Raw genomic sequence first — 25,520 nt, forward strand, 5'->3', positions numbered from 1 at the left:
TCCGCCTTCGCTTCCCGGGAGACAGCCGATGCCGTCATGGCTCGTCGGAGCAAATTGAGATGAACTACAAGTTCGATTTCAGCATCCTCCACACCTACGGGCCCTACATGCTCGAAGGGCTCTACGAGACGGTGTGGGTCGCAATTCCCTCGATCGTCATCGCCACGGTCCTCGGCCTGCTTCTCGCTGTCTTCTCGACGGCGCAGCATCGGCTGCTGCGCATCCCGACCGTCGTCTTTGTCGATGTTTTCCGAACCATCCCGGTCATCTGCCTGCTGTTCTGGGTGCACTACGTGCTTCCCATGTTGACCGGATGGCGGTTTTCCGCCGCCGAAAGCGCGATTATCTCGCTATCGCTGAACGGCGCCGCCTTCACGTCCGAAGCGTTTCGCGGCGGCCTGGAATCGATCGCGACCACGCAGCGCCAGGCGGCCGCGTCGCTCGGATTTTCCGGCATCCAGACCATGCGCTACGTCATCTTCCCGCAGGCGTTCTTCATGACGCTGCCTGCGGTGACAAACGTGCACATCACCATCATCAAGACAGTGCCGATCGCGGTCGTCATCGCGGTCCCGGAAGTGATGTTCCGCGCGCAGGAACTGACCGTACAGTTCTTCCGGCCGCTGGAGCTTTATACCGGCGCCGCCGTTCTCTACGTCGGCCTGGTCATCCTCTACACGATGTTCATGCGTGGCATCGAACGCCTTCGTAAGTGGGAGCCTATCTGATGCAGGGTGCAGCTCCCGTCGTCAAAATCGAGAACGTCACCAAGAGGTACGGCTCGCTCGAGGTGCTCAAGGGCATCTCTTTCGACGTCGCGCCCGGCGAAGCCGTGGTTCTGCTTGGCCCCAGCGGCTGCGGCAAGAGCACGCTGTTGCGCTGCGTGAACGGGCTGGAAAAGATCAACGGCGGCAAGATCTCCGTCGGCGGCATCGACGTTGGATCGGCGAGCCCCAAGGAGATGCTCAGGATTCGCCTTTCCACCGGCTTCGTGTTCCAGCAGTTCAACCTTTTCCCGCACATGACCGTGCTGGACAACCTCACCATCGCGCCGCGCAAGCTTTTGGGCATCGACCGCCGGGAGGCCAACGAGACCGCTCACGATCTGCTCAAGCGCGTCGGCATTCCGGAGAAAGCGAACGTCTATCCCTCGACGCTGTCCGGCGGACAGCGGCAGCGTGTAGCCATCGCGCGGGCGCTGGCGATGAAGCCAAACCTGATGCTCTTCGACGAGCCGACATCGGCGCTCGATCCGGAAATGCGCGAGGAGGTGCTCAACGTCATCCGCAGCCTCAAGGAGGTGGACAACATCGCCATGATCGTCGTCACCCACGAGATCGGCTTCGGGCGGGACGTCGCCGACCATGCGATTCTGATGGATTCCGGCCACATCGCGGAAAGCGGCAGCGCGTCCGACGTATTCCGCAATCCTCAATCGGAACGCGCCAAAAAATTCCTCAAGTCGATCATCAACGCGTGAGCATGGCCATGCCTTCCGGAACGGCGACTGTTGTAGGCGGAGGTTTTGCCGGTCTCGCGGCGGCAACGGCGCTGGCTCGCTATGGATGGGACGTCACCCTCCATGAGCGCGGGCCCGAAATCCGCGCCTTCGGCTCCGCCCTCGCGCTGTCGGAAAACGGGCTGAAGGTCCTCGAAATGCTGGGTGCCTACGACGATGCGGTCCAGGGCGCTTTCCCTCTGTCCAACCGCGAGACACGGGATGGGGAAGGCCGGCTTCTATCTTCCTATAACTGGAAGACCGAGGTCCAGACGCTGCGCATGTTCATGCTGTTGCGCAGCCGCGTCATCGCAGCGCTCGAAACTGCCGCCCGGAAGGCAGGCGTCACCATTGTCACCTCTTCGGAGATCTCGGACGTCGATGCCGGCGGCGCCGTGACCTTGGCAAGCGGAGAAACCCGGACTGCCGATCTCGTTGTGATCGCCGACGGCGCGGGTTCGCGAAGCAGCGTTCGCAAGGGGCTTTTCAAGCGCAGGAAGCTCTTTGCCGACGGGTCGATCCGCATGCTGGTTCCGCGTGACGCCGCTGGCGAATGGCCGGAAGGCACCTTCGTGGAATACTGGAGCGGCCGCCGGCGCGCGATGCTTTCCCCGTGCAGCGAAAAGCATCTCTATCTCGGGCTGATCGCCCAGAAAGGCGACGAGCGCGGTACCCGGGCGCCCATCGACAAAGAGAGCTGGATCGAGAGCTTCCCCGTCCTTCGCGACTACATCGAGACCGTCGGCGAACAGGAACGGTGGAGTTGGGACCAGTACCAGAGCGTCATCCTGACAAAGTGGCACCAGGGGCGCGTGGCCATTCTCGGCGACGCCGCGCACGCGATGTCGCCGAATTTCGGACAGGGCGCCGCACTTGCCATGGTCAATGCGCTCTCGCTTGCCGCCGTTGTGAGCAAGGCGCGCGACATCGAGACCGCGCTTGCCGGCTGGGAGGAAAACGAGCGCCCGCTGGTCGATCGGACGCAGCTTCTTTCCGGCGTCTACAGCTCGTTGATGAACTGGCCTGCCTTCGCGCGCAACGCAGCGCTTGCAGGCATGGGTCGCTCGCGCTGGATCATGAAGCAGCGCACGCTGGCGGCCTACCGCACGCCGACCGGCTACGCCCCCGGACAGGTGGAAGCATAACATGCCGTTTGAACTCCCATCCGATATCTCCGCGCTGGTGGAAGCGGTGCGCGCATTCTCCGCCGAGCATCTTGCGCCCGGCTCGCTGGAAAGGTCGAAGGGCGAGCGCTTCCCGCGCGACGTCTCGCAACTTCTGGCAGGCAGGGGCTGGTCGGGCCTCTCTTCCTCGAAAGGTGCTGGCGGCGGCATCCTTGCCGCCGCTGCAGCGCTCGAGGCCGTCGCCCGCGCATGCGCGCGATCCGGCGATGCGTTCCACCAGCTCAACTTCGGTGCGTCGCTGCTGCTTGCCCGCCACGCGCATAGCGATCGTCAGCGAGCCGTGCTGAAGGACGTCGCCGAAGGCAAGGCGATCGTCCCGATCGCGATCACCGAGGACAACGCCGGCGCTCAGGCCGCGGCCACGCAAACCGCCGTTGCCGGCGGGATGCTGGCCGGGCACAAGACCTACTGCTCGAACTCGGCAGAGGCGGACGCCTTCGTGGTCTATGCCAATTTCGGAAGCACGGTCGCCGATATCGGAGCGGTCCTGATCGAGCGTAACAGACCAGGGCTGGATATCCACGCTGCCGGCGCTTTCATGAACGGGGAAAGCTGGTGCCGGCTGGAGTTCGATAACATCGCCATCGGCGAGGAGGACATTATCTTCTCCGCGGGAGGCTTTGTGGCGAAGGCCGGCTTCTTCGACGTCGAGAAGCTGGGCAATGCCGCCCGAGCGCTTGGCCTCGGCTGGTGCGCCTACGATCTCGCCCGCGCTCATGCGCTGGACCGGCAGCAGTTCGGCCGGCCGATCTGTGAGTTCCAGGGTATCCAGTGGAAGGTCGCCGAGGCCCGCCTGCAGCTCGAAGCGGCACAGCTCATGCTTTACCGGGCGGCCCACCGCGCCGACGAAGGCCGCCTCACCGGCGACGAATCGTCGATGGCCAAGATCCACTGCAACCGGGCGGCGCTGGCCGCCGGCGACATGGCCGTACAGGTGATGGGCGCTGCGGGCTACAGCGATGCCGCACTCGCCGAATACTGCTTCCGCAAGGCGCGGGGCCACATGATCAATGGCGGCACCATCGAGATGATGCTGACCCGGATCGCCGAAGCGGCATTCGACCGCAAATTTCCACAGCAGGCCGCATGACGCCCGAACAGAAAGGAACCGAACCATGAGCATTACGCGACATCACAAGAACGCCCGCATGAGCCAGGGCGTCTCCTGGAACGGTATGTTCGTCACCTCTGCACAGGTCGCGAAGGATTTCGATCTCGACGCCGCCGGCCAGACCAGAGAGGTTCTGGACAAGATCGACGCGCTTCTCGCCGAGCAGGGCTACGACAAGTCGAACATCGTTTCGGCCACGATCTGGCTGGCCGACATCGCCGACTACGCCGCGATGAACAGCGTCTGGGACGCATGGGTGTCGACCGACGAGCCGCCGGCGCGCGCCTGCGTCGAGGCGCGCTTCTCGTCGCCGCGCATCAAGGTCGAAATCCAGATCATGGCGGCCGGCTGAGCCATTCAACCATCCAATCGCGAGAGGTAGGTTCGACCGTGTCCAACGAATATCCCGATCTGATCCGGCTGTGCATCGGCGGCGAGCGTCGAACCGGCGGGGATGGCCAGACGCTTCCCGTCGAGAACCCCGCCACGGGCGAAGTGATCGGCCGTGTCGCGGCCGCGACCGCCGGGGATACCGAGGCTGCGGCGCAATCGTCGGCGCGCGGCTTCCGGGAATGGAGTGCGACGCCCGCTTTCAGGCGCTATGGCCTGATGCGCGACGCCGCACGCCTGCTGCGCGAACGGGCCGAGACCGTCGCGCGCCTGATAACGCTGGAGCAAGGCAAGCCGCTGCGGGAGGCGCGTGCGGAAGTCGCCCTGGCGTCGGATCTGATCGAATGGTTCGCCGAAGAGGCTCGCCGGCTCTATGGACGCGTCATTCCTTCGCGTCAGGAGGGCGTGACCCAGACCGTCATGCCGCATCCGGTCGGGCCAACCGCGGCGTTCACGCCGTGGAACTTCCCCATCAACCAGGCCGTGCGGAAGGTTTCGGCCGCTCTGGCCGCGGGGTGTTCGATCGTGCTCAAGGGGCCGGAGGAGACGCCGGCTTCCTGTGCGGAGCTCGTTCAGGCGTTTCATGACGCCGGCGTGCCCGTTGGCGTCGTCAACCTGCTCTACGGCAATCCGGCCGATATCTCGTCCGCCTTGATCGCCCATCCGGCGATCCGCAAGATCTCGTTCACGGGGTCCACCGCCGTGGGCAAGCATCTCGCATCGCTCGCCGGCCGGCACATGAAGCGCGCGACGATGGAGCTCGGCGGACACTCGCCGGTCATCGTCACCAGGGATGCAGACGTTGCCGCCGTCATCGAACTGATCGCGGCGGCAAAATTCCGCAACGCAGGGCAGGTCTGCGTATCGCCGACGCGTTTCATCGTCCATGAGGATATCGCGGCGGATTTCACCGAAGCTTTCGTGGCCAAGGCGCGTGCGCTGACGCTCGGTTCAGGCCTCGATGAGGCGACCGGCATGGGACCGCTGGTCAACGAGAAGAGACGCGCGGCGGTCCGGTCCATCGTCGCCGACGCGCTCGATCGCGGCGCCAGGCTTGCCAGCGGCGGCGCACCGGTGGACGGTCCCGGATATTTCTTCGAGCCGACGGTTCTCGTCGACGTGCCGGTCAGCGCGCGGATCATGAACGAGGAGCCCTTCGGGCCGGTCGCGCCCATCGTGACGTTTGCAGAGATCGAGGAGGCGGTCGCCGAGACCAACCGCCTCGACTACGGACTTGCCGCCTATGCCTTCGCGCGCGACCCGCAAGACTTGGCCAGGCTGCGCTCCGGCGTCGAGGCGGGCATGCTGACCATCAACCATCTGGGGCTCTCGCATCCCGAGCTTCCGTTCGGCGGCATCAAGGATTCCGGCATCGGCTCGGAAGGCGGCGAGGAGGCGCTGGAAGCCTACACCTATCCGCGCCTCGTCACCGAGCGAGCCATCGCCTGAATGGTTCTGGCTGTCTCGGTCTGACGGGCTATCTGCTTGGCCCTAAGGTTTTGACCCTCCGCGCTACCACTGCGTTTTCTGATAGCTGCTACGAGGCCGATCGGCTTTGGAGACCGTCAGTTGGTCGGCGTAGTTGTGGGCCTATGTCTACCTTCGAGAATTGCAGGCTGCGCGCGCGGCCATCGCTCGGCTTCCGTTAGCTTAGCAACTTCGGCCGCAAGGCCAAGCACCACGACTCCGTCGACGCCGGCAGCGATGCAGTACTCGACTTGTCTGTTCATCGCGGCGCAATTCAGAATCCAGCTTGGATATTTCCAACTGACTAGTTGTAAAATCGACTCCGATCCCGCAAATTCCGGGGCTGACTATCGTGTGCGTAGCCGAGAAGGGGTTGCTTGATGCGCTCATCCGCCGATTTGCCTGTTGCCGAGCGCGTCGACGCTCCTGGCCTGCTCGTGATCGACATGCAGAACGATTTCGTCCGGCAGGGCGCGCCCCTCGAGGTCGCGGAAGCGCGCGACACGATCGTGCCTATCCAGCGTTTGATCGAAACATTCCGCAAGCTCGGCCGGCCGGTGATCTATACGCGTTTCCTGGCCGAGCAGGAACCGGGCCTCATGTGGCTGTGGTCGCCTCAGTGCGATGCCACGGTAAAATGCTGTTGGGAGGGTGCGACGCGGGAATATGCCGACGCGTCGGGCGCGCTGGAGTGTATCGCGGTCATCGACGAACTGGCGCCGCTGCCCGGCGATCCCGTGATCGACAAATATGCCTATGGTTCGTTCCACGGCACCGATCTGGACCGGTTGCTGCGGGAGCTCGGCGTCCGTTCGCTGGTGGTGACGGGCACCGTCGCGCAGATCTGCGTCGACCAGACGGCGCGGGAAGCCATGCAGCACGGCTACCGCACGGTGCTCGTCTCCGACGGCGTTTCATCCTTCGACCCTGAGCTGAAAGCGGCGACGCTGAAGAATTTCGCGATGAAGTTCGGCTGGGTGGCCGACAGCAACACGGTGATCGACTGGCTGGACGGCGAGGGCCGTTGAGGTTTTGCCGCCCGCGGCAGGTCCCACCTGCGTTCGGAATTGCGCAAAGCAGCAAGATAGGGCGTTTCAGGCGATCTAGTCTGATGGGATGCCTCGAAGAGTGAAGGGGGGCTTTGTGCCCCCCATTCCAATTCAGAGCTTACAGCCTGCCACGGGCGGCTTGGGCTCGTATGATTTGAGGATTTCCAGCTTGGCGCTGTCGTTCACCCTGGCGAGGTAGTTCGGCAGGACGGCGTGATGGGTCTCCGCTTCCACGCGCATCGTGCCGATCGGACCGTCGACCTCGACCTGGCTGATCGCCTCGACCACCTTCTCCGGCTCCACGCTGCCGGCCTTCTCGACCGCCTTGGCGTAGAGCATCGCGGTCTGGTAGACGGATGCACCGATGTAGTTGATCGGCTTGTCGGCCCCGAACTTCTCCGCGAAGGCTGCGGTGAAGGTCTTGTTGGCCGGAGAGTCGATCTGCTGGAAATATCCCTGTGAGGACAGGATGCCGGCTTGCTCGGCTGGCGTCACCGCTCCGAGCGAAACCTCATCCCAGGCGTGGAATACGAGCGGCTGCGTCATGCCGAAGCTGTGGTACTGCTTGACGGCGGTGATGGCGTCGTCGGCCACCAGCATGAAAGCGACCACGTCCGGATTGGCTTGCTTGACCTTGGCGAAGGACGGCCCGAAGTCGCTGACGCCGAAGGGCATGAACTCGGCGCCGGCGAGCCTGCCGCCGCGTGCCTCCAGTCCTGCCTTCAACTGCTCGGTGCTGCCGCGCGGCCAGATGTAGTCATGGCCGATCACATAGACGCTCTTCCCGGCCAGGTGTTCGGCCAGCGGGTCGATCTGCTGGTTCGGCACCTGCCCGGTGTTGATCAGATAGGGTGAGCAGTCGCCACCTTCGTAGTAGGTCGGATAGATGAACAGCTTCTTGGCCCGGCTGGTCACGCTCAGCGCCGCCGTGCGCTCGAACGAGGCGAGCGTGCCGAGCACGAGGTCGACTTCGTCCTTGGCGACCAGCTTGCGGGTCTTGTCGATGGTCGACTTGGCGTTCGTCTCGTCGTCCTCGGTGATCGACACGATCTCGCGTCCGCCGATGCCGCCTGCCGCGTTGAGGTGGTCGATGGCCAGTTGGTAGCATTGCAACTGCACGATGCCGAGAATAGCCTCGGAGCCGGTCAGCGGTGCGAGGAATCCGATCTTGACCTGGTCGGCGGCGCGTAGGATCGGCGGCATTGCGAGCGTCGTGGCGGTGGCGAGCCCGGTCTTGAGGACGGTGCGGCGGTTGATTTGGAATTTCGGCATCGGAGTTCCCTTCTTCTGGTTTTGGTTGGCCTGGTTGAAACGGTGGTGGCTACAGGGCCAGGTGGCGTCTCAGGACTGCCTCGTTTCGGAATTCGTCGGGCGGTCCGGAATGGACGATCCGGCCCTTCGCCATGACGATGCAGCGGTTTGCGGTCGCGAGGGCCAGTTCGAGATTCTGCTCGACGATCAGGATCGCGAGCCCGCTTTCGTCGGCCAGCTTGCGGACAAGCTGCCCGATCTGCTGGACAATGTTGGGCTGCACGCCCTCGGAAGGTTCATCGAGCAGCAGCACCTTGGGCCGGCCCACCATGGCCCTGGCGATGGCAAGCTGTTGCTGCTGGCCGCCCGACAGCGTGCCTGCCATGGCGGGCAGTTTTTCGCGCAGCGCTGGGAACGGCGCGATCGCCTGGTCGATCGAAAGTGCCGGGCGGGATCCCGCTGCGCGCATGGCGGCGCGCAAGTTGTCGGCAACGGAGAGCTTGCCGATGATGCCGCGGCCCTGGGGTACAAGCGCCATGCCCATGCGTGCGATGTCGTGGGTGGCGATAGGGGCGAGGGGCGTACCGTCGATGCGGATGCTTCCGTTCCAGGATGGAACGAGGCCGACCAGGGTGCGCAGCAGGGTCGACTTGCCAACGCCGTTACGCCCCAGCAGGGCGACCACCTCGCCCGCTTGCACCGAAAGGCTCACGCCCTGCAGCACTGGGCCTGCGTTGTAGGATGCGACGAGGTTGTCCACCGACAGCATCAGCCGCGCCCCAGATAAACATCGCGCACATGGTCGTCGTCGGCGACTTCCTGGAAGCCGCCTTCGGCAATGACGCGGCCCTGGTGAAGGACCAGGGTGCGTACGCCGAGTTCGCGGACGAACTCCATGTCGTGTTCGATCACGGCGACTGCGGCGCGCGAGGCGATCTCCTGGATCAGCCGTACCGTGTGCATAGTCTCTTCCGGCCCCATGCCGGCGGTGGGCTCGTCGAGCAGCAGCACCTTGGGCCTGGCCACCAGTGCCATGCCGATCTCGAGCCATTGCTTCTGGCCATGCGAGAGGGTCCCGGCCGGGGCGTCTGCCATGCCTGAAAAGCCGAGCAGACCGAGGATCTCGCCGAGATGGATTTCGTCACTGCCCTGGCGCTGCGCCACGCGCAGGTTGTCGCCCACATTCAGCGACGAGAATATGCTCGGTGCCTGGAACTTGCGCGCGACGCCGCGCCTCGCGAAGGCGTGAACGGGGCGGCCGCTGAAATTCTTCCCGTCGATCAGGATGCGGCCGGTGGTGGGTTTCACGGTGCCGGTCAGCACGTTGAACAGCGTGCTCTTGCCGGCGCCGTTCGGCCCGACGATGCAGCAGATCTCGCCGCGGGCGATGGAAAGGCTGACGCCGGCTACCGCGACCAGGCCGCCGAAGCGTACGCCGACATTGTCGGCCTCGATCAGCGGCGTGCTCATGCGGTTCCCCCGCGATCGCGTCGCGGCACGAGCCGGTGGACGAGGTCGCTGATCAACGGCAGCAGGCCTTTTGGGAAAAGGAAGACCATGGCGATGAAGAACGCCCCGAGCAGCAGCGGCCACAGCGCATAGCTGAAGCTCGACACTTCCTGCTGTACATGGATCACCAGGACGGTAGCCAGGACTGGGCCGATCAGTGTTCCGCGGCCGCCGAACGCGACATGGACGATGGCTTGCGTGGAGAGCAGCAGACCGACGAGGTCGGGCGCGACATAGCCTGCAGCGGACGCGTAGAGGCCTCCCGCGATGGCTGCCAGACCCGACGACAGGACAAACACCGCCAGAAGATAGCCCGAGGTGTCGTAGCCAAGGGCCCGGGCCTTCGCCTCGTCGTCCTGGATGGCGGTCAGTACCCGGCCTAGGCGTCCGCGCGAGGCGGCCCAGAGCGCGGTCAGGGTGACGGACAGGACGATGGCGACGACGAGGTAGAGGCTGACGGAATCGCTCGCCGTCACGCTCCATCCGCCAATCGACAGGCCGGGCGGCGGTGCGCCGATCAGTCCGGCCTCGCCGCCGGTGACGCTGGCCCACGAGGTGGCGACGTTGCGGGCGATCAAGGTCAGCGCCAGCGTGACGATGGTCAGGTAGGCGCCGCGCACGCCGCCATAGATGAGGAAATAGCCAACGATGCCCGAGACGAGCACTGCGAGCCCGATGCCGGTGACCATCCCGGCCAGTGCGCCATTGTCGTTGGGGACCATCGGGCCGACGATCGCCACGGCATAGGCGCCCATGCCGAAGAAAGCAGCTTGGCCGAACGACAGTACGCCGGCCTTGCCCCACAGGAAGTCGAGCGACAGGGCGAGCAGCGCGAAGATAAGCGCATCGCGGGCGACGTCCATCTGATAGGAGGACAACAGAAGCGGATAGGCCAGCACCGCGGCCATCAGGCCAGCCGACAGTGAGATGGAAGCCAGGCCTCCCTTGTTTTGCGTCGTGGCTTTTACGGAAGAGGAGGAGGCCTGGAGGGTCATGCCGGCAACAGACCCCGCGGACGGAAGCGGACAATGACGACCGCGGCGATGAGCACCAGCGCCTGCGACAGCGTCGTCGGCACCTGGTAGTCGAGCAGCGTTCGTAGCCCGCCAATGAAGGCGCTTCCGGCGACCACGCCCATCAGGCTTCCGGCCCCGCCGACGATGACGACGAAGAAGGAAGGCGCCAGATAGTCGGCCCCCATCGTCGGCACCACCTTGATGAGGGGCGCCACGAGAGCGCCGGCGAGCGCGGCCAGCGCCGAGGCGCCCACCAGGGCGAACATGAAGATACGACGGGAATCGATGCCGACTAGTTCGGCCACCTCGCGGTTCTGGATCACCGTGCGCAGGTCGAGGCCGAAGCGGGTGCGGTTCATGACGATGGCGGTCGCCGCGATGGTGAGGACAGCGGCCGCGATCAGCACCAGGCGATAGCGGGGGTAGGGATTGCCGAAGAGCGTGATCGAGCCCTCGATCGGCGTGTAGACGATCTGGGGGCTCGGGCCGAACAGGAGCAGGAGCCCTTGCTGGATGATTAGGCTGACGCCCCAGGTTGCCAGGATGACGCCCATCGGGCGATCGTAGAGGTACCGGATCAGGCCGCGCTCCAGTACCCATCCAACCAGAGCGCCGACAATGATTGCCGCGACGACGCCCAGCCAGAAACTGCCGCTATGCACCTGCACGAGCGACGCCGTGAAGGCCCCGATGGTGACCAGCTCGCCATGCGCCATGTTCAGGATGTTCATCAGGCCGAAGACGATGGCCAGGCCAAGCGCGACCAGCAGCAGGATGCTGACCATTGTTGCGATGTTGAGCGCCGCTTCGAGATACACGGGCGACTTCCTATCCTGGCTTTGCCTGGATCGGCCCAGGCGGAGTGTTGTGTGTGGCGCGGCCCTAGAGGGCCGCGCAGACCGACTTGATCTCGGTATAGGCGCGGATGGCCTCGAAACCGCATTCCCGGCCCCAGCCTGATTGCTTGGCGCCACCGAAGGGCAGGGCGGAATCGAAGGCGCTGTGCGTGTTGATCCACACGTTGCCCGCCTTCACGCGGCTCGCCATCTTGTGGGCGACGCCGAGATTCGTGGTCCAGATCGAGGCGGCCAGTCCGTAGGGGGTGTCGTTCGCGGCCTTGGCGATGTCGTCCAGGTCCTCGTCGTCGAACGACATCGCGCAGACGACCGGGCCGAAGATCTCCTCGCGCACGACGTCCATTGAATGATCGGTGTTGGCGAGAAGCGTGGGCTCGAGGAAGTAGCCCGCATTGCCGATGCGACGACCGCCGGTCCAAACCTTGGCGCCGGCGTGGCGACCCTTCTCTACGTAGCCGAGCACGCGCTGGAACTGTTCGTCCGAGATCAGCGGGCCGAAATGGGTACCGGGCTGGAGCGGATGACCCGGGGCCATCTTCGACGCCTGCTCGGCAATGCCGTCGAGCAGTTTGTCGTGGATAGACTTGTGCGCATAGATGCGGGTGCCCGACGTGCAGACCTGCCCCTGATGGTAGAAGCCCGCGCCAGTGATGCCCGGGATGGTGCGTTCCAGGTCGGCGTCCGGGAAGACGATCATCGGCGATTTGCCGCCGAGCTCCAGCGTCAGGCGCTTCATGTTGCCGAGGGCGGCTCGCGCCACGATCTTGCCGACCTCCGTCGAGCCAGTGAAGGCGACTTTGTCGACGTCGGGATGCTCTGCGATCGCAGCCCCCGCCGTCTCCCCAAATCCGGTCACGACGTTCACGACGCCCGGCGGGAAACCCACTTCCTCGATGATCTGGGCGAGGCGCAGCGTGGACAGCGGCGCCTGCTCGGCCGGCTTTATGACGACCGTGCAGCCGGCGGCGAGCGCGGGGGCGAGCTTGTAGGACAGCAGGATCTGCGGGAAATTCCAGGGCAGGATGAGACCCGCCACGCCCACCGGCTGGCGCAGCGTGTAGGCATGGAAATCGCCGCCGCCGGTCAGCTGGATCTGCTCACCGTTCAGCTTGCTCGCCCAGCCTGCCATGTAGTGATAGGTGACGCTGGTCTGCACCATGTCGCTGTGGCGTGCAAAGGCGAGCGGCTTGCCGCCGTCGATGGCTTCGATCTCGGCCAGTTCGTCGGCCAGTTCCTCGATGCGCATGGCAAGCTTGGTAATGAGCTTGCCGCGTTCGATTGGGCTGATCTTCGGCCAGGGGCCGCTCTCGAATGCCTTTCTTGCAGCGGCTACGGCCTTGTCGACGTCGGCCTTGTCGCCGGCCGGAACCGTCGCCAGCTGCTGGCCGGTGGCAGGGTCCTCGACGGCAAGCGTTGCGCCCGACTGGGCGTCGACCCACTCGCCGCCGATATAGAGCTTGTGCTTCTGCGCCAGGAAGCGTGAAACGGACGGGCTGATCAGCGCCGCGACGTTCGAGATGTCCAAGGCAAACCCCTCATGCTTGGAGCGCGCAGCACCATGCGTTCGGGCAGCATGCCACCCGCACGTCCGGCCTGGGCCGCTCAATTGTAAGTTCTGTCAACCAACCAGTTATTTGATAATATTTGCGCGCTTGCCGCTGTCAAGCGGAAGTGGCGCCTAGGACAGCCAGCGGTCCAGATTGGCCTTCACGAATTCGTCGTCGGCCAGGTCGGCATGAACCTGGTACACCCGGTCAATGGCCTCCGATTGACCGGGGCTCAGCGTCTCGTTCGGATTGAGGCACCAGATGCCTTCCAGGAGCCCTTGCCGGCGCAGCACCTCGTGACAGCCGGCGATGCAGCCATGGAAGTCGTTGGCGACGTCGAAGAAGGCTGCGTTGCAGTCGGTCACGCGCGCATCGAGCGCCAGGATGTCGTTGGGGATGGCGCCGGCCTCGACAGCCGCGCGAATACGCTGGTGAAGTTCGACCGCGCCTCGCGTCCATACCGACCAGTGGCCAAGCAGCCCGCCGCGGAAGCGCACGTCGACGGAGGTTCCGTCGCGCGGGATGGAGAACGGGAGCGCCAGGTCGAGCACGATATGATCGTCGTTGCCGGTATAGAGTGTGATGCGGTCCTCCGCGCGCGCTTCCACCAGTCCGCGCAGCACGTCTATCGTCCGGTAGCGGTTGAAGGGCGCGGCCTTGATCGCCACGACATTTTCGATTTCGCAGAACTCTCTCCAGAAGGTGGCGTCGAGACTAACGCCGCCGACCGCGGGCTGCAGGTAGAAGCCGACCAGCGGAATTTCGTCCGCCACGCGGCGGCAGTGCTCGATGATCTCCTCCTGCGAGGCGCCCTTGAAGGCGGCGAGGCTGAGCAAGCCGGCATGATAGCCGTGGTCGACGGCGATACGCGCCTCCCGCACCGCCTGTTCCGTGCGCCCGACGACGCCGGCGATCATGACCAGCGGCCGATCGGTCCATTCCCGCGCCGACTGCATCGCCAGCGACAGCACCGGCTCGTAGAGGCCGACGTCGCGGATTTCGAACTGGGTGGTGTGGACGCCGACGGCCAGCCCGCCTACGCCGGCATCGATATAGTACCGCGTCAGCGCCTTTTGGCGCCGTGCGTCGAATTGCCGGTCTGCGGTCAGGGCAAGCGGTTGGGCGGGAATGACGCAGCCTTGGCGCAGCAGGGCCATGACTTCAGCAGGCAGATCGTCGCGATGAAGGCCCATTCTCGTCTCCAGCAATCGTCATGGCTGCCGGCGCCAGAGCAGGCGCCCGCGATCAGCGGACGATAGCAAAGGAATGGCAGTTGTCAACCAACTGGTTGGTTTCTTTGTAGCGCCGTCAGGACGAACTCGATCACATGCTTGCGCCGCTGCGCGATCGCCGCCGGCGCGCCGAGCTTCTTGCCGAAGATCGCCGACAGGGTCGGGTTGTTGGAAAAGTAGAAGTAGGAAATGCCGGCGATCGAGATGTAGACGTTGATCGGGTCCATGTCGTCGCGGAAGGTGCCTTCGGCCGCGCCGCGCTTCAGCGTCTCGGTCAGGAGGTCCACCAGGGGCCAGTGCATTTCCGTCAGCTGGTCGGATTTCTTGGCGTGCGGCGCGCCTTGCGCGTTCTCGTCGTTGACCAGCCGGATGAATTCGGGATGCTCGACGAGATAGTCGAAGGAGAAGCCCACCAGCGTCCGCATCGCCTCGAGCGGCGTCAGGTTGCCGAGATCAAGCGCCTTTTCCTTGGCCCGGATCTCCGAATAGACGGCCTCCAGAGCGATGCGGTACAGGTCGTCCTTGTTGCCGAAATGGTGATAGAGCAACTGCTTGTTCACCCCGGCCCGGTTGGCGATCTCGTCGACGCGCGCGCCGGCAAAGCCCTTGTCTGCAAATTCGCTGATCGCGGTCGAGAGCAGTGCGGCTCGCGTTGCCGCCGCGTCGCGCGGCTTTGGTTTGCGGGCTGGTGTGCTTTCGCCCGCTGTCACTTTCGCCGTCCGCTGGCTCATCGGCCGTGCCTCCTGAGTACCCTGCCAATCTGCCACATCCGTGCAGAAATCAGCACGAGAGCACGGCGCGCGTCCAGAGGGACTGCGATGTATATTGACCGGTCACCGAGTCTCGTGATAACCAACTACTTAGTTACTTTTGGGATGGAATGCAAATGCGGCCTTTGCAGGCTACCGCGTTGGCTTGCCAGAGGCTTCCCCGGATATACTGGGCGCTGTTTCTGCTGGTGTTGGCTGGCCTTGTCAGTACGCCGCAATTCGGCACCGCCGCCAATCTCGCCAACGTGCTTGAGCAGTCGGCGACGCTCGCCATCCTCGCGCTTGGCCAGGCGGCGGTGATTGCCGGCGGCATGATCGATCTTTCGGTTGGGCAACTGGTTGGTCTCATCACGGTTGTCGCCTGCATGCTGTTCGAGGCGTATCCCGCCATGAGCCTGCCCATCATCGCCGTTTGTCTTGGTCTCGCAGCATTCGTCGGCCTGGTCAACGGCGAGCTGGTCAACCGCCTGCGCATGTCGCCGCTGATCCTTACCTTCGGCATGCTGAGCATCCTGCAGGGTGCCATATTCATGCTGACCGACCGCAGCGTGGGCCAGGCCCCGCCTGTCATGACCTTCCTCGCCAATGGCCGCATTGCCGGCATTCCCGCATCCCTGCTGCTCGTGGCCGCGATCGCCGTCGGAGCCTGGTATCTCTTGCAGCGCTCGGTCTTCGGCTGGCACCTGCTTGCGATCGGCAACAGCGCGGAATCGGCCCGCAAGGCGGGGCTGAACCTGGCCTCGCGGACCCGCACGGCCTTCGTCCTTTCTGGTCTGTGCGCAGGCATTGCCGGCCTGCTCGTCGCCGGCCGTCTCGGCACGGGTTTCCCGAATGCGGGCAGCGGCCTGGAACTCGACTCGATCGTCGCGGTCGTTCTCGGCGGCACTTTGCTGAAAGGCGGCAGGGTGAGCGTGGCGGGCATTCTGGGCGCGGTGCTCTTTCTCGGCGTGCTCAGCAACATACTCAACCTGCTTCAGGTCCCGGCCTTCACCCAGATCGTGGTGAAGGGGCTGATCGTCATCGCCGCCATCCTGGTCGACCGCCCACGCGAGGCGGCAGCGGCATGACGACGTCGGTGCAATCCTTCCCGCGCACGCTGCGCCTGCCATCGCTCGACAGGGCCGCGGTGTGGATCGTGCTCGTCGTGCTGGTTCTGCTGGCCGGGCTCGTCTCGGATGCCTTTTTCAAGCTGAACTACCTCACCAACCTCGTCCGGCAGGCGGCGCCCGTGGGCATCACGGCGGTCGGGGTCACGTTCGTGATGCTGCTGCGCGGCGTCGACCTTTCGGTGGGCGCGATCGTCTCGATGAGCGCGGTGGTGTGCGCGCTCGTCATGGGCGGCAAGGTCGATAATCTGTGGCTCGGCATTGCAGCCGCAATTGCCTGCGGCAGCGCCGTCGGCCTCGCCAACGGCCTGCTGATCGCCTACGGCAAGGGTTCCGCCTTCATCCTGACGCTCGGCATGTCGATCGTAGTCTACGGCCTGGTGCAGATGGGCACGGGCGGCACGGCCCGCGGCATCGTTTCGCCCGGCTTCCGCGAGACGCTCAACGGTCGCATCGGCGGGGTGCTGCCGGTGCTGGTGATCTGCCTTCTGCTTGCCGTGGCGGTCGGCATCTTCTTGCAGTCGCGCACCCGCTTCGGGCGCAATGCCTATCTGATCGGCGCCAATCCGGACGCGGCGCGGCTGGCCGGCCTGCCGGTCAGCCGGGTGACCGTCGTCGCCTATATGGTGTCGGGTTTCTTCGCCGCGCTCGGCGGCCTTGCGCTGCTGGCCCGCACCGGCGTGTCGGGCACCAACCCCGGCGCCGGCATGGAGTTCGACGTGCTGGCTGCCGTCGTGCTTGGCGGCACCACCTTTTCGGGCGGGCGCGGCGGCGTCGGCGGCACTTTCGCCGGCGTCTTGGTGCTGATCATCGCGCTCAATCTCGCCAATGTCGCCGGGCTGCCCTTCGCGGCGCAGCTCGCGGTCAAGGGCGCCATCATCATCGCCGCCTCGGCCGCCTATTCGTGGATAGGTCGGCGCGGCGGTGGTCTCGGTCGGGAGTAATCAACAATGGGAGTAGAAAAAATGCGCCAGCTCATCAAGCCGGTCATCGCCGCGGGCGTGATCGGGACGTTTCTGACCTGCGGCTCCATGGCCCAGGAGCTCGATCTCACCAAGAAGGAAACCTATGACCAGATCATGGGTTGGGCGAACGAGCCGCTCGACACGTCGGCCTTCAAGAAGGACGGAGACCTGCGGATCGGCGTCGCCGCCGGCTATCTCAGCAACGCCTGGATCAACTTCACCGCGCAGTCCATCAAGTACGAAGCCTCCCTGCATCCGGAGATCAAGGAGATCAAGGTCACCGATGCCGCCTTCAACCCGAGCAAGCAGGCCGCCGACATCGACGACCTGCTGACCAGCGGCGTCGACGCCATCCTGTTCTGGCCGGTGGACGAGAAGGCCATCCTTCCTGTGCTCAAGAAGGCGCATGACCAGGGCGTCGCCACGATCAACATCGGCTACAACTTCATGCGCGACCCCTCGGTCACGTCCAACGCCTATGTGAACCAGTGGAGCTACACAGAGCAGGTCGTGGACGAGTTCATCAAGTCGCTGGACGGCAAGGGCAAGGTGTTCGCCATGCTGCCGATCGCCGGCTCCTCGGCCGCCGTGGTCCAGCTCGCCGTGCTGCAGGACGCGTTGAAGAGCCATCCGGACATCGAGCTTATCAGCACCGAATATGGCGACTGGGACCGCGCCAAGGCCAAGCAGCTGACGGAAAACCTGCTGCAGCGCTTCCCGCAGATCGACGGCGCGTTCTCGCCCGCCGGCCAGATGTCGATGGGCATCTACGAAGCGTTCGACGAGTCCGGCCGCCTGGAAGAGCTCACGCTGTCGCCTGGCGATGACTACAATGGCTGGACCAAGCTCGTCGCCAAGGAAGGCAAGTGGGGCTCCGTCACCAGTGGCCTGGAAGTCGGGCGCGAGGCCGTCAAGCAGGCGGTCAAGATCCTGACCGGGCAGCCGACCACCACCGCGGTTGTCGTCCCCACTCGCTATCTCGATCCGGCCGAAGCCGCCAAGCTCAACGAGGCAGATCGTCCGGACGACTGGTTCAAGACGGACCTGCCGGCCGAGTTTCTGCCGCAGTAAGTGGTAATGACCATGCCGCTCCTGCAGACACGAGCGCTGACCCGCCGCTTTCCCGGTGTGGTGGCGCTCGCCAATGTGGACTTCGCCGCCGACGGCGGCGAGGTCCATGCTGTATGCGGCGCCAACGGGGCCGGCAAATCCACCCTGATGAACGTGCTTTCGGGGACCATCCTCCCGAGTTCCGGCAGCGTCTCCGTCGCCGGGCAGGAGGTGTCCTTTGCATCGCCGGCGGACGCACGCGCCGCCGGCGTCTCCATCGTCTACCAGGAGTTCAGTTCGATCCCCGAACTGACCGTGGCCGACAACATCTATCTCGGCCGCGAGTTTCACGGCCCGCTGCATACGGTCGACCGTCGTGCGGCTGTCCGCGCCGCTGGCGTGTTGCTGGAGCGGCATGGCATCGCGCTTGACGCCAATGCCATGGTCGGCTCGCTCGGCGTCGCCGACCGGCAGCTCGTCGAACTTGCACGCGCGCTGTCTACCGACGCCCGCATCCTGATCCTGGACGAGCCGACGGCGGTCCTCTCGATCGCCGAGCAGGAGAAGCTGTTCGGCGTCATCCGCAGCCTTCGCGAGAAGGGCCTGCTCGTCCTCTACATCTCGCATCGGCTGGAAGAAATCTTCGAGATCGCCGACAGGGTCTCGGTCATGCGTGACGGGGCCCTGGTCGCGACCCGCGCCAAGGCGGATCTGACGGAGACCGAGCTGGTGCGGCTGATGACCGGTCGCGAGGTGTCGGCGCCGCATCCGCCGGAGCCGATCCCTGCTGGCAGCCGAACGGTACTGACGCTGTCCGGCCTCGCCACCGACGGCAGCGCTGTCGAACTCAGGCAGGGCGAGATACTCGGCCTTGCCGGTCTGGTCGGCGCCGGCCGCACCTCGATTGCACATCGCATCGTCGGCCTGCGCCCGCGCAGCGGCTTCACCGCCGCGCTCGATGGGGCGCCGCTGCCTGACGATCCGGCCCGCGTGCTGGAAGCCGGCGTGGTCTACATGACCGAGGATCGCAAGCGCGACGGCATCTTCGGGCCGCTGGCCATCACCAGCAACGCCACGGCAGCCGCGCTGAAGCGCTTTTCCTCCGCTGGGTTCCTGCGGCTTCGCCGCGAGCGCGCGGCAGCCGGCGAGATGTTGCGCGGCCTTCGGCTCGTCGCGGCCTCGCTGGACACGCCCATCGCCTCTCTGTCGGGCGGCAATCAGCAGAAGGTGCTGTTTGCGCGCGCGCTGATGACGGCGCCCCGCGTGCTGATCTGCGACGAGCCGACCCGCGGCGTCGATGTCGGAGCCAAGGAAGAAATCTACGGCGTGCTGCGGCGTCTGGCGGGGGAGGGCGTCGCCATCATCGTCATCTCGTCGGAGCTCAACGAGGTGCTGGCGCTCAGCCACCGCATCGCGGTCGTGCGCGATGGCCGCATCACCGCGACGATGGACAATGCCGGGCTGGATGAGCACTCCCTGACAGTCGCTGCGACCGGCGTCGCGCTGCGGTCCGCCCAGGGGTAGGTTCGGTCGTTCAGCCGAATTCCGGGCCGGCGGCGACCATCACGTCGGAAACTATGCCGGGCAGGTCGTTGCGGTCGAGTACCATCCGCTCGAACGTGCGGAACGCCTCGAATCCGTGCTTCTCCAGCACCGGGTGAAGCCCTTCGCCGGCGTCGAGCACGTCGAGGATGATCGGCCCCGAGACATGGCTGAACGCCAGTTCCAGCAATTCGCGCGCTTCCACCGGCGAGGCGCAGACCAAGGGGCCGATCTGCGTGGCGCGGCGCCCTTGGCGTAGCAGGACGAATGACCTGGAATTGCCGAGGACGAGCGTTCCCGGGCGGTTGAGGAAGTCGTTGAGCAGGAAGCCGCGATCGCCTCCGAAGGCCTCGCGGTCCCGCTGCAGGATCGCGCTGCGGTCGGGTTGGATCGCCGCTTCGCGGTTCCGGCTTTCGGTTCCCATGCCGCGCCAGCGCGCCATGCGGCAGCGCGTGCGGAAGCCGAGCTGGGAATAGACCAGCGCGCCTTCGGGCGTCGCGTCGAGCAGCGACGCCGCGCCGTGCCGGCGCATCGCCTCGATACAGCGGTCCATGAGGCGGCTGGCGAGGCCCCTGCGCCTGCTGTCGGCAGTCACCAGGACCATGGAAATCCAGCCGAAGCCGCCCGCAAAGGGCAGGATGGCTGCCGAGGCGACAAGGCGTCCGTCGGTCCGCACGCCGTAGCATTCGCCGGGCGACATGAAGAGCGCCCAGTCTTCGGCGATCTGATTCCACCGTGCCTCGTCGGAAAGCAGAAGGGCGTCGTCGATGTCGGCGACGCCCAGGATCACGCTCGGCGAAGCGTCAGTAGGCCCCACTACGAACCTCGAACTTGGTGGGCTTCCCGAGGCTCCTGCGCCCCGCCGCGACCCAGTCGGCCACCCAGCCGATCATGGTCAGCGTGGAGACGGACGGATAGCCGAACAGCTGCGCGGCGCGCGCCGTGTTGGTGAGCCAGGAGCGTTCGGCCTCGACGCCGATGATCTCAGGTTCGATATCGAGGCGGCGGCCGAGTTCCTGCGCCAGCCAGCGCACCGACAGGATTTCCGGACCGCTGACATTCAGCGGCATCGGCGGCGAGGCGCAATGCGCCAGGCTGCGCAATGCCTGTGCGCACGCATCGCCCTGCCAGATGATGTTGACGTGGCCCATCGACACGTCGATGGGCTTGCGGTCGATGATCTTCTGGGCGAGGTCGTGCAGCACGCCATAGCGCAGGTCGATCGCGTAGTTCAGCCGGAACAGCACGCCGGGCGTGCCGTAGAGCTTGGAATAGTGCTGGAACATGCGTTCGCGGCCGAGGCAGGTAATGGCGTATTCGCCGGGAGGCTCGGGCGTCACGTCCTCCGAGCTGCCGCCCTCGCGCACCTCCGCGAAGGGATAGACGCAGCCGGTCGAGAAGGCGACGATGCGCGAGTCGCGGAACGTCTCTGCGACGATGGCTGGAACCTGCACGTTCATCGCCCAGGTCTGGCCGGGATCGGACTGGGCTCCGAACTTGAAGCCCGCCATGAACACGATGTTCTCGATGCGCGGCAAGGCCCGCACCGCTTCCGCGTCGAGAAGATCGCATACGATCGTGTCGATCCCTTCCGTTTCCAGCTCCTCGCGCAGGCCGCTCGATGAGAAACGGGCCACGGCCACGATGCGCTTCTCGGGGGCGGCGCGCCGCGCCATGCGGGCCAGCGTCGGGCCCATCTTGCCGCCGACGCCGAGGATCATGATGTCGCCCGGCACCCGCGCTAGGTCCTGCACCAGGCCGGGGGAGGGCGTCGACATGATGTCCTCGAGCAACGCTTCGCTCTCGATGGATGTTGGAAACCCGTCGTTAGGGGACATGATTCAAATCCTGCATTTCATGGTTGGCGAGGCCGGCGCAGATGGCTGCGCCGGCCTGCGGAGCTAGCCCCGCGGCGGATGGCGATCCTTCCAGGGCATTTCCTGTTCGAGCACGGCCGCCAGCGCCAGGATCGTGGCTTCGTCGCCGTAGCGCGCCACGGCCTGCACGCCGATGGGAGCGCCGCTCGCCGACATGCCGAGCGGCAGCGACATGGCCGGCTGGCCCGACATGTTGAAGGGGAACGCGAAGACCGCGTCTGTCCATTTGGCGTTGTAGCGGTCGAGATCGGTCTCCGACATGTCGTAATAGCCGACCGGGCGGGGCAGATGCGTCAGCATCGGCGTCAGGTAGATGTCGTAGGCATCGAGGTCGAGGCAGATGTTGCGGCCGATCTGGCGCATCGCTTCGACGTCGGCGATGTGGCGTACGCCGCTCGTGGCGCGGCCGCGCTCGATGACCGCCCAGGTAACGGGCTCGACGTCGGCTTGCGTCACCGGCCGCCCGACCAGGCCCGCCAGCCAGTCGAAGACGATCGCCGTCTGCACGCAGCTCATATGGGTGTAGGTCTTCCACGCATCGTCCGCGTCGAAGGCCATGTTGTGCTCCTCGACATGATGGCCGAGGCGCTCCAGGACCTTGACCGTGTCGAGAACCGTCTTCCTGACCTCGGGATCGATCGCTCTGCCGTCCGGCGGCGTCACGGAATAGCCGATGCGCAGCTTGGTCGGCGCACGGCGCGAGAGTTCCAGCCAGCTCTGGGCCGGGACTGGCGGCTGGTAGGGGTCGCCCGGAAGCGCACCCGCCACGGCGTCGAGATAGGCGGCGGTGTCGCGCACGGTGCGGGTGTTGGCCAGGAAATAGGCGCCGCCGTGCCAGACGTCGGCTGCCGGAGCCATGGTGACGCGCCCGCGCGACGGCTTCAGTCCCAGCACGCCGCAGCACGACGCAGGCACCCGGATCGATCCTGCCGCGTCGCTGGACTCGGCGATCGGCACCATGCCGGCCGCCACCGCGGCACACGAGCCGCCGCTCGACCCGCCGGCCGTGAGGTCGTTGCGCCACGGATTGACGGTCGCGCCGTAGAGCTTCGGCTCGGTCGAGATCGACCAGCCGTTTTCCGGTGCGTTGGATTTGCCGACCAGCAGGAAGCCGGCCTTCTTCAGGCGCTTCACGACCTCGGCGTCGAAATTCGAGACGATGTCCTTCAGATAGTAGGAGGAGTTGGTGTTGGGCGCTCCATCCCAGGACGTTGCCAGCTCCTTCAGCAGATAGGGCACGCCGGCGAAGGACGCCTGGCGGTCGACCGTCTTCGCGGCGTCGCGGCCCATGTCGTAGAGCTTGTGGATCACCGCGTTGAGCTTCGGATTGAGCTCTTCGATGACCGTGACTGCGGTCTCAACGAGTTCGATCGGCTGGACCTCGCCCTTGTGGACGAGTTCGGCCAGCGCCAGGCCGTCGGATTCCAGATATGTCTGCTGCAAGCTCTTGGTAGTCACTAGGTCCTCCCGGTCAGTTCATGAATTCCGAGCCGCGCTCGGCGATCATCATCACGCTCGACATGATATTGCTGGACACGACATCAGGAAACACCGAGGCGTCGCAGACCCGCAGGCCTTCGAGCCCGCGAACCTTGAGGGTCGACGGATCGACCACGGCTTCCCCGTCGGTCCCCATGCGGCAGGTGCTGGTCGGGTGGTAGATGGACTGGCTCTGCGCGCGGACGAATGTCGCGATCTCGTCGCGGGTCTTCGCCTCGGAGGACGGAAAGGCCTCGCGCAGGCCAAGATGCGAAAACGCCCGGGTCGCGGCGATGCCGCGGCTCAGTTCGACGCCGCCGATCAGCGCGCCGAGGTCTTCGCCGTCCGGATCGGAAAGATATTGCGGGTCGATGGCCGGATGGACGAGCGGATCGGCCGACCTGAGCTTCAGTGTGCCGGTGCTCTTGGGGCGCTGCAGCACGTTGAACATCGAGATGCCCGGCAGAGTGGACAGGTAGCGGGCATGGTCGCGATGGGGTGTGGCGATGCCGTAGATCTGCAGGTCCGGCTCGGCGAGGCCGGGACGCGACTTGGCCTGTCCGCCGGGGGTCGACCACGGGTTGGCCATCGGGCCGGTGCGGTGCTCGGTCCACTCGTTCACCGCGTCCGCGAACTCATCGGCGGTCATCCCGCCGATGCCGAACTTCTCGCGCGTCGTGAACGTCACCACGCAATTGAGATGATCCTGCATGGAACGGCCGACGCCTTTCAGGTCGTGGATCGGATCGATGCCGGAGGCGCGCAGGTCGTCGGCAGGGCCGATGCCCGACAGCATCAGGAGGTGAGGGCTGTTGACGGTGCCGCCGGCCAGCACGACGTCGCTGCCGGCAAAGGCGGTGCGCAACTGCCCGAAATGCAGATATTCGACGCCCTTGGCGCGGCCTTGGCTGACGATGATCCGCGTCGCCATCGCCGAGGTGATTACCGTCAGGTTGGGGCGCGAGCGCACCGGTTCGAGGAAAGCGGTCGCCGGGCCGCAGCGCTCGCCGTCGCGCATGAAGACCTGGAAGTAGCCGCAACCATACTGGTCGCCGCTGTTGAAGTCCTCATTGTACGGCAGGCCGTATTCCTGCGCCGCCTTGAGCCAAAGCTCCTCGGCGGGATCGTGGTTCGGCACGTCGACGACGGGCATTTCGCCGGTGGCCCCATGCATGGGGGAGTGTGCGAGCCTGGGATTGCTCTCGGACTTGCGGAACCAGGGCAAGACGTCGTCCCAGCCCCAGCCGGGGCAGCCCTTGTCTCGCCAGCGGTCGTAGTCGGACGGCGAGCCGCGCATGTAGACTAGCGCGTTGGTTGAACCGGACCCGCCGAGCATGCGGCCGCGCGGCCAGGCGATGCGGCGGCCAAAGCAGCCCGCCTGCGGCACGGTGTGGTACTTCCAGTCGTATTCCGTGTCGATCAGGCTGATCCAGGCGCCCGGCATCCGGGCGGCGACCGGCATGTCGCCCGGCCCCGCCTCGAGAAGCAGAACCTTGCGGTCGGGATCGGCGGTCAGGCGGTTGGCGAGCACGCAGCCTGCAGCGCCGGCCCCGACGATGATCACATCAAACTTGCCGGACTGCGCCATGCCTGTATTTTTTCCCGCCCCGCCTTGCCGGTGGATGAACTCAGCGGACCGAGCCTAACCAGAAACAAATGACTCAGTCAACCAACTAGTTGGTTCTGGTTGGTATGTGGATCGACGATTGTAAAGCGTCCTTGTGCGAACGTAGTCTATAGCGCACGGCTTCCGTCGCAGATCGTTGCGGGTCACGTAGGCGTTCTTCCTCGCCGTCCGCCGGTCATCGATAGGGGGTATGCCACGCGGCAGAGGAGGAATGTGGTGATACTCGAGCCGTCCGGTGCTCGCTCACCAAACAGGCCACCCGTCGCGGTTCTTCTGCCGGAAACCATCGGTCTGATCCTGGCAGATTTCTAGCCCTGGCAGATCGGGTCCAGAGCTAGAACGTCGGAGGTGTATTCACCCAGAAAATGCTGGCCGGCTTACTGCCGGGATTCAAATATCCATGGGGAATATTCGAGGGAAAGAAAAATGTATCGCCCTCTGACAACAGATAAGAATGGCCGTCCGCGATCAGCTCTACCGTCCCGGAGATGACGTAGCCTACTTCCTCGCCTTCGTGCGAGATCATTCCATTGCTGGTGCTGTGGGGTTCAAGGCGATGGATATAGCATTGCAGATGACCATCCTTGCTGTATGGGATCACCCGCTCGAGGGATACTCCTGCCCCTTGGTGCAGGCGGTCCAGGTGGATCAAGGGTCGTTCCCCCTTTCTGTCCACTACCACTTTTCCGCGCTGCTCGTTCTCGAACAGCCAGGAGATGTTGGTATGGAGCACCTGGACAAGCGCGTGCAGCAACGGCAGCGAGGGCAGCGTATGGTTGTTCTCGATCTTGGAAAGCTGGCTTTCGGAACAGCCGACCATGGCGCCGACTTCCTTGAGCGTCAGGTTCCTCTCCAGCCTGACGCTCTTCAGCTTTTCGCCCATCCGGGTTTCGATCATCAGGTTGCTGTACTGGCCGCCGCCAGATGAAACCTCGGCGCCATTCTCCTCTTTATTGTCGCTCATTGTCGATCTGCCTGCCCGCTTTGTGAGGG

Annotated in this window: 24 protein-coding genes; 11 read left to right on the top strand and 13 right to left on the bottom strand. The window is 65.1% G+C overall.

Going from position 1 to position 25,520, the window contains the following annotated elements:
- Positions 1 to 59: 59 nt before the first annotated feature.
- From D8676_RS06920 to D8676_RS06955, 7 genes are all read left to right on the top strand, one after another.
- Entirely contained in the window at positions 60 to 728 is a 669-nt protein-coding gene (locus D8676_RS06920; protein ID WP_121580106.1) for an amino acid ABC transporter permease, read from the top strand.
- The gene (locus D8676_RS06925) at positions 728 to 1,480 is read left to right on the top strand and encodes an amino acid ABC transporter ATP-binding protein (RefSeq protein WP_121580107.1); all 753 of its coding nucleotides are present in this window, start codon (positions 728 to 730) and stop codon (positions 1,478 to 1,480) included. The genes D8676_RS06920 and D8676_RS06925 overlap by 1 nt, the downstream gene beginning before the upstream one ends.
- An 8-nt stretch (positions 1,481 to 1,488) precedes the next feature.
- Positions 1,489 to 2,643: an NAD(P)/FAD-dependent oxidoreductase gene (locus D8676_RS06930; protein WP_183097006.1), complete on the top strand. Its 1,155-nt coding sequence runs from the start codon at positions 1,489 to 1,491 to the stop codon at positions 2,641 to 2,643.
- Position 2,644: 1 nt separating this feature from the next.
- The gene (locus D8676_RS06935) at positions 2,645 to 3,772 is read left to right on the top strand and encodes an acyl-CoA dehydrogenase (RefSeq protein ID WP_121580109.1); all 1,128 of its coding nucleotides are present in this window, start codon (positions 2,645 to 2,647) and stop codon (positions 3,770 to 3,772) included.
- A gap of 25 nt (positions 3,773 to 3,797) precedes the next feature.
- Complete coding sequence (locus tag D8676_RS06940) at positions 3,798 to 4,145, top strand: RidA family protein (protein ID WP_121580110.1); 348 nt, start codon at positions 3,798 to 3,800, stop codon at positions 4,143 to 4,145.
- 38 nt (positions 4,146 to 4,183) lie between these two features.
- Positions 4,184 to 5,632, top strand: coding sequence for an NAD-dependent succinate-semialdehyde dehydrogenase (locus tag D8676_RS06945; RefSeq protein WP_245426643.1), 1,449 nt, complete (start codon positions 4,184 to 4,186; stop codon positions 5,630 to 5,632).
- Positions 5,633 to 6,030: 398 nt separating this feature from the next.
- Positions 6,031 to 6,678, top strand: coding sequence for an isochorismatase family cysteine hydrolase (locus tag D8676_RS06955; protein WP_121580112.1), 648 nt, complete (start codon positions 6,031 to 6,033; stop codon positions 6,676 to 6,678).
- 132 nt (positions 6,679 to 6,810) lie between these two features.
- Here D8676_RS06955 and D8676_RS06960 read toward each other — a convergent pair whose 3' ends face one another.
- The 8 genes from D8676_RS06960 to D8676_RS06995 form a co-directional block, all read right to left on the bottom strand.
- The gene (locus tag D8676_RS06960) at positions 6,811 to 7,971 is read right to left on the bottom strand and encodes a substrate-binding protein (RefSeq protein ID WP_121580113.1); all 1,161 of its coding nucleotides are present in this window, start codon (positions 7,969 to 7,971) and stop codon (positions 6,811 to 6,813) included.
- A 49-nt stretch (positions 7,972 to 8,020) separates the two neighbouring features.
- Positions 8,021 to 8,719: an ABC transporter ATP-binding protein gene (locus tag D8676_RS06965; protein WP_121580114.1), complete on the bottom strand. Its 699-nt coding sequence runs from the start codon at positions 8,717 to 8,719 to the stop codon at positions 8,021 to 8,023.
- Complete coding sequence (locus D8676_RS06970; protein ID WP_121580115.1) at positions 8,719 to 9,420, bottom strand: ABC transporter ATP-binding protein; 702 nt, start codon at positions 9,418 to 9,420, stop codon at positions 8,719 to 8,721. Before D8676_RS06970 ends, D8676_RS06965 begins: the two co-directional genes overlap by 1 nt.
- Positions 9,417 to 10,367, bottom strand: a complete 951-nt coding sequence (locus tag D8676_RS06975; RefSeq protein WP_245426645.1) for a branched-chain amino acid ABC transporter permease — start codon at positions 10,365 to 10,367, stop codon at positions 9,417 to 9,419. The genes D8676_RS06970 and D8676_RS06975 overlap by 4 nt, the downstream gene beginning before the upstream one ends.
- 83 nt (positions 10,368 to 10,450) lie before the next feature.
- Positions 10,451 to 11,293 carry a branched-chain amino acid ABC transporter permease gene (locus D8676_RS06980; RefSeq protein WP_245426647.1) on the bottom strand — a complete coding sequence of 281 codons (843 nt, stop codon included), beginning with the start codon at positions 11,291 to 11,293 and terminating at the stop codon, positions 10,451 to 10,453.
- A 64-nt stretch (positions 11,294 to 11,357) separates the two neighbouring features.
- A complete protein-coding gene (locus D8676_RS06985) occupies positions 11,358 to 12,857 on the bottom strand; it encodes an aldehyde dehydrogenase family protein (protein ID WP_210210707.1) in 1,500 nt (499 codons plus the stop codon).
- Between the two features lie 153 nt (positions 12,858 to 13,010).
- On the bottom strand, positions 13,011 to 14,072 hold the full coding sequence (locus D8676_RS06990; RefSeq protein ID WP_121580117.1) for a dihydrodipicolinate synthase family protein: 1,062 nt from the start codon (positions 14,070 to 14,072) through the stop codon (positions 13,011 to 13,013).
- A gap of 83 nt (positions 14,073 to 14,155) precedes the next feature.
- A complete protein-coding gene (locus tag D8676_RS06995) occupies positions 14,156 to 14,842 on the bottom strand; it encodes a TetR family transcriptional regulator (RefSeq protein WP_121580118.1) in 687 nt (228 codons plus the stop codon).
- Positions 14,843 to 15,069: 227 nt separating this feature from the next.
- On the opposite strand from D8676_RS06995, the gene D8676_RS07000 reads away from it, so the two are divergent.
- The 4 genes from D8676_RS07000 to D8676_RS07015 are packed head-to-tail and all read left to right on the top strand — an operon-like array spanning position 15,070 to position 19,526.
- Positions 15,070 to 15,948: an ABC transporter permease gene (locus D8676_RS07000; RefSeq protein WP_183097007.1), complete on the top strand. Its 879-nt coding sequence runs from the start codon at positions 15,070 to 15,072 to the stop codon at positions 15,946 to 15,948.
- Entirely contained in the window at positions 15,945 to 16,931 is a 987-nt protein-coding gene (locus D8676_RS07005) for an ABC transporter permease (protein WP_121580120.1), read from the top strand. Before D8676_RS07000 ends, D8676_RS07005 begins: the two co-directional genes overlap by 4 nt.
- Positions 16,932 to 16,952: 21 nt before the next feature.
- Complete coding sequence (locus tag D8676_RS07010; RefSeq protein ID WP_183097008.1) at positions 16,953 to 18,023, top strand: substrate-binding domain-containing protein; 1,071 nt, start codon at positions 16,953 to 16,955, stop codon at positions 18,021 to 18,023.
- Between the two features lie 6 nt (positions 18,024 to 18,029).
- Positions 18,030 to 19,526, top strand: coding sequence for a sugar ABC transporter ATP-binding protein (locus D8676_RS07015; RefSeq protein ID WP_121580122.1), 1,497 nt, complete (start codon positions 18,030 to 18,032; stop codon positions 19,524 to 19,526).
- Between the two features lie 10 nt (positions 19,527 to 19,536).
- Here the strand turns inward: D8676_RS07015 and D8676_RS07020 are convergent, their stop codons facing one another.
- The 5 genes from D8676_RS07020 to D8676_RS07040 all read right to left on the bottom strand — a co-directional run bounded on the left by D8676_RS07020 (position 19,537) and on the right by D8676_RS07040 (position 25,491).
- Positions 19,537 to 20,361: a GNAT family N-acetyltransferase gene (locus D8676_RS07020; protein ID WP_121580123.1), complete on the bottom strand. Its 825-nt coding sequence runs from the start codon at positions 20,359 to 20,361 to the stop codon at positions 19,537 to 19,539.
- Positions 20,348 to 21,382, bottom strand: coding sequence for an NAD(P)-dependent oxidoreductase (locus D8676_RS07025; RefSeq protein ID WP_121580124.1), 1,035 nt, complete (start codon positions 21,380 to 21,382; stop codon positions 20,348 to 20,350). Before D8676_RS07025 ends, D8676_RS07020 begins: the two co-directional genes overlap by 14 nt.
- 63 nt (positions 21,383 to 21,445) lie before the next feature.
- Positions 21,446 to 22,879: an amidase gene (locus D8676_RS07030; protein ID WP_121580125.1), complete on the bottom strand. Its 1,434-nt coding sequence runs from the start codon at positions 22,877 to 22,879 to the stop codon at positions 21,446 to 21,448.
- A 13-nt stretch (positions 22,880 to 22,892) separates the two neighbouring features.
- Complete coding sequence (locus D8676_RS07035; RefSeq protein ID WP_121580126.1) at positions 22,893 to 24,488, bottom strand: GMC family oxidoreductase N-terminal domain-containing protein; 1,596 nt, start codon at positions 24,486 to 24,488, stop codon at positions 22,893 to 22,895.
- A 373-nt stretch (positions 24,489 to 24,861) separates the two neighbouring features.
- Positions 24,862 to 25,491, bottom strand: a complete 630-nt coding sequence (locus tag D8676_RS07040) for a cupin domain-containing protein (RefSeq protein WP_245426649.1) — start codon at positions 25,489 to 25,491, stop codon at positions 24,862 to 24,864.
- Between the last annotated feature and the right edge of the window lie 29 nt (positions 25,492 to 25,520).

This window comes from Mesorhizobium sp. YM1C-6-2 (assembly GCF_003666685.1).
Taxonomy (GTDB): domain Bacteria; phylum Pseudomonadota; class Alphaproteobacteria; order Rhizobiales; family Rhizobiaceae; genus Mesorhizobium_K.